We start from the raw sequence: 4,451 nt of genomic DNA on the forward strand, positions 1-4,451 counted from the left end.
AGCCGTTGTGCTTACTGAGGCTGATTCTGAAGACGATGTGCTTGCTGAAGCCGTTGTGCTTGCTGAAGCCGTTGTGCTTACTGAGGCTGATTCTGAAGACGATGTGCTTGCTGAAGCCGTTGTGCTTGCTGAAGCCGTTGTGCTTACTGAGGCTGATTCTGAAGACGTTGTGCTTGCTGAAGCCGTTGTGCTTGCTGAAGCCGTTGTGCTTACTGAGGCTGATTCTGAAGACGATGTGCTTGCTGAGGCCGTTGTACTTGCTGAAGCCGTTGTGCTTACTGAGGCTGATTCTGAAGACGATGTGCTTGCTGAGGCCGTTGTACTTGCTGAAGCCGTTGTGCTTACTGAGGCTGATTCTGAAGACGATGTGCTTGCTGATGCCGATGTTGAGACGCTCGTTGAAACTGATGTTGAAACACTCTCACTAATAGAAGTAGATGTTGAAGCAGAAGCTTGTTGTTCACCATCCTTATCAACAGTTCCTAAAACAACCTGATCCGAATTGACCAGTGTATCAGTTCCATCAACCACCTTCTCTACAGCGACTTGTTCATTGGCATAGACATGAGATTGAGTCGCAATCCCTCCACCTATGACGGTTCCTGCAGCAGCTATCCCCTTGAGGATATCAAGCCCACTTAGTGAAGTTGAAACACGATCTTCAACGACTTCTGTTGTAACTTGAGCTGTGTCAATACCACCACGAAGAACCTTGAACAAACCAAAAAGAGAGGTAGATGCTCGAAGCCAGTGTTTCCCTGACTTGATCAATTTATACCTCGTTACTCGGTCTGTTTCTCTATATTGCCCTTCCCGACGTCTAAAAAACATAATTTGCTCTCCTTGGGTTCGATTTTTGTAAAAATAAGTAATTCAAGGGCGCTAGACTACAAATTAGTATTCCGTTTCCGAAAATTACTTTTTTGTTATATATATTAACTAGTGTTATTTTGTCTAAAAACCCGAATACTCCTATTATATTATATGGTTTTATTATAGCATGTTTTAGTATTTTTGTCCAAACATTTGAATAAAAATATGTTGAATAGAAAGTTTTATGTTTCTTTACTAGCCTAGTAGATTTTAATTGGATTTAAAATCATTTTTTCATCCAAAAATTCGTTATGATTTTTTAGAAAACAAATCATATAGTCAATATATTATTTAATAAGATAGTCATTTATCGTTCTAATCGAACAGGGATAAATCTTTATCTCCTCTCACACTGCTGTGCGCCCCGTTTGACATACGGCGATTCAACTAATACTAGTCTAAAATCAAAAAACATCTTATAATAGTAGTTATGAAACTTACAAACGAAGAAACACAAAAAATTGAACAACTCCTAAGAGATTCATCGTACGCCAAATATCACAAACGTCTACAGATTATTTATTTTCGCTCAAAAGGAAAAACTTATAAGGAAATCATGGATCTGCTAGATTGCAATAAAACAACTGTTTGGAGGAATTTGAAAAAATATAAGGAGTTTGGTTTAGAAGCTCTTCTTCAAGAAACCCGTGGTGGACGTCATCGAGAATATATGACTTACGAAGAGGAACAAGCATTCCTAAAACGTCATATAGAAGCTGCTCAGGCTGGGGAATTTGTAACTGTCAATCAGTTATTTGAAGCCTATCAAAAAGAGATTGGTCGCACTTCCACACGTGATGGTTTCTATTATCTCCTGAAACGCCATGGTTGGCGAACGGTCACTCCACGACCTGAACATCCCAAGAAGGCAGACGCTCAAACAATTGAGACGTCTAAAAATAAAATCTACATTCGAGACTTTAAGTAAGCGCTTTAAAGAAGAGGGGGCTTATAAGAAAGTACGCTTGATGTACCAAGATGAAGCTGGTTTCGGAAGAATCAGTAAGATGAGTTCTTGTTGGGCTCCTCAAGGAATCAGACCTAGTATTCCTAGTCATTATATGCGAGAGTATCGCTATTGTTATGGGGCAGTAGATGCTTAGACAGGAGATTCCTTCTTTCTTATTGCTGGAGGATGCAATACTGAGTGGACCAATGAATTTCTACGGCAAGTCTCACAAGCTTATCCAGATGACTATATTTTACTTATAATGGATAATGCTATATGGCATAAATCAAGTACCTTAGAGATTCCAAGTAATATTAAGTTGGCTTTTATCCCACCTTATACACCAGAAATGAACCCTATTGAACAAGTCTGGAAAGAAATTCGAAAACGAGGTTTTAAAAATAAAGCTTTCCAAACATTGGAAGCTGTTATTGATAAGCTTCAATAAGTGATTCAAGGACTGGAAAAAAGCGTTTTAAAGTCCACTGTCAGCAGACAATGGACTAGGTTGCTTTTTGAAAACAATTGAGTATTAATATTCAATCTACTATGTATGGAGACTAGTTTGTTGTAGAAAAGATTAAAAAAAAATCCTGAAAAATAAAACTTTCAGGATTTTTTCTTGTCTAGTCTTTATAGAACTACTCTATATAACATAGATATCTTAGATTTCATCTTCATTTTCATCTTTACTACGTTTTACAAACAAACCTAAACCAGTAATAGCTGCCAAAGCACCTAAAAGTAGAGATGAATTAGAATCTTCTGAACCAGTATTTGGTAATTGTTTTCCTGAATCACCTGTTGATTTTATCGTTCCAGAAGCTGACGTTGTTTCAGAAGCTAATGTGCTTGCTGAAGCTGACGTGCTTGCTGAAGCTGACGTGCTTGCTGAAGCTGACATGCTTGCTGATGCTGATGTGCTTGCTGAAGCTGATGTGCTTGCTGAAGCCGATGTGCTTGCTGATGCTGATGTTGATTCAGAAGCTGATGTGCTTGCTAAAGCTGATGTGCTTGCTAAAGCTGATGTGCTTGCTGAAGCTGATCTTGATTCAGAAGCTGACGTGCTTGATGAAGCCGAGGCTGAAGTCAATACACTTTCGATGTTCAAACTTTCAATAGAATGAATCTCTGAAAGACCTTTACTTGTAACAATCGTTTCAGATGCAGACTCTGAAGCCGATGTGCTTGCTGAAGCCGTTGTGCTTGTTGAGGCCGTTGTACTTGCTGAGGCCGTTGTACTTGCTGAGGCCGTCGTGCTTGCTGAAGCTGATGTTGATTCAGAAGCTGATGTGCTTGCTGAAGCTGATGTGCTTGCTGAAGCCGATGTTGATTCAGAAGCTGACGTGTTTGCTGATGCTGATCTTGATTCAGAAGCTGACGTGCTTGCTGAAGTTGACGTGCTTACTGAAGCTGATGTGCTTGCTGAGGCTGACGTGCTTGGTGAAGCTGATCTTGATTCAGAAGCTGATGTGCTTACTGAAGCTGACGTGCTTGCTGACGTACTTGTGCTTGGTGAAGCTGATGTGCTTACGCTTGTTGAAGCTGACGTGCTTGCGCTTGTTGAAGCTGATGTGCTTGCTGAAGCCGATGTGCTTGCTGAAGCTGATGTGCTTGCTGATGCTGATGTGCTTGCTGAAGCTGATGTTGATTCAGAAGCTGATGTGCTTGCTGAAGCCGATGTGCTTGCTGAAGCTGATGTTGATTCAGAAGCTGACGTGCTTGCTGAAGCTGATGTGCTTGCTGAAGCTGATGTTGATTCAGAAGCTGATGTGCTTGCTGAAGCTGACGTGCTTGCTGAAGCTGATGTACTTGCTGAAGCTGATGTACTTGCTGAAGCTGACGTGCTTGCTGAAGCTGATGTTGATTCAGAAGCTGATGTGCTTGCTGAAGCTGACGTGCTTGCTGAAGCTGACGTGCTTGCTGATGCTGATGTGCTTGCTGAAGCCGATGTGCTTGCTGAAGCTGATGTGCTTGCTGAAGCCGATGTCCTTGCTGATGCTGATGTTGATTCAGAAGCTGACATGCTTGCTGAAGCTGATGTGCTTGCTGATGCTGATGTGCTTGCTGATGCTGATGTTGATTCAGAAGCTGATGTGCTTGCTGATGCTGATGTTGATTCAGAAGCTGATGTGCTTGCTGAAGCTGATGTGCTTGCTGAAGCTGATGTGCTTGCTGAAGCTGATGTGCTTGCTGAAGCCGTTGTGCTTGCTGAAGCTGATGTTGATTCAGAAGCTGACGTGCTTGCTGAAGCCGATGTGCTTGCTGATGCTGATGTTGATTCAGAAGCTGACGTGCTTGCTGATGCTGATGTTGATTCAGAAGCTGATGTTGATTCAGAAGCTGATGTTGATTCAGAAGCTGATGTGCTTGCTGATGCTGATGTTGATTCAGAAGCTGACGTGCTTGCTGAAGCTGATGTTGATTCAGAAGCTGACGTGCTTGCTGAAGCCGATGTGCTTGCTGATGCTGATGTTGATTCAGAAGCTGACGTGCTTGCTGAAGCTGATGTGCTTGCTGATGCTGATGTGCTTGCTGATGCTGATGTGCTTGCTGAAGCCGATGTGCTTGCTGAAGCTGATGTGCTTGCTGAAGCTGATGTGCTTGCTGAAGCTGATGTGCTTGCTGA

2 protein-coding genes and 2 pseudogenes are annotated in these 4,451 nt (G+C 42.1%); 2 read left to right on the forward strand and 2 right to left on the reverse strand.

Annotated features, from left to right (window positions below):
* On the forward strand, positions 1-496 hold a 496-nt coding region (locus tag QM911_RS09695; RefSeq protein ID WP_414313866.1), incomplete at its 5' end, for a hypothetical protein.
* A 95-nt stretch (positions 497-591) separates the two neighbouring features.
* On the opposite strand, the pseudogene QM911_RS09700 reads toward QM911_RS09695, so the two are convergent.
* Positions 592-831: pseudogene (locus QM911_RS09700) on the reverse strand (accessory Sec-dependent serine-rich glycoprotein adhesin); the annotation flags it as partial.
* A 472-nt stretch (positions 832-1,303) separates the two neighbouring features.
* Between QM911_RS09700 and QM911_RS09705 the strand changes: the two are divergent.
* Positions 1,304-2,351: pseudogene (locus QM911_RS09705) on the forward strand (IS630 family transposase).
* A gap of 135 nt (positions 2,352-2,486) precedes the next feature.
* Here QM911_RS09705 and QM911_RS09710 read toward each other — a convergent pair.
* Positions 2,487-4,451, reverse strand: a 1,965-nt coding sequence (locus QM911_RS09710; protein ID WP_414313865.1) for an LPXTG cell wall anchor domain-containing protein, incomplete at its 5' end; no start/stop codon positions are given.

It is taken from the genome of Streptococcus infantis (assembly GCF_047460825.1).
Taxonomy (GTDB): domain Bacteria; phylum Bacillota; class Bacilli; order Lactobacillales; family Streptococcaceae; genus Streptococcus; species Streptococcus infantis_V.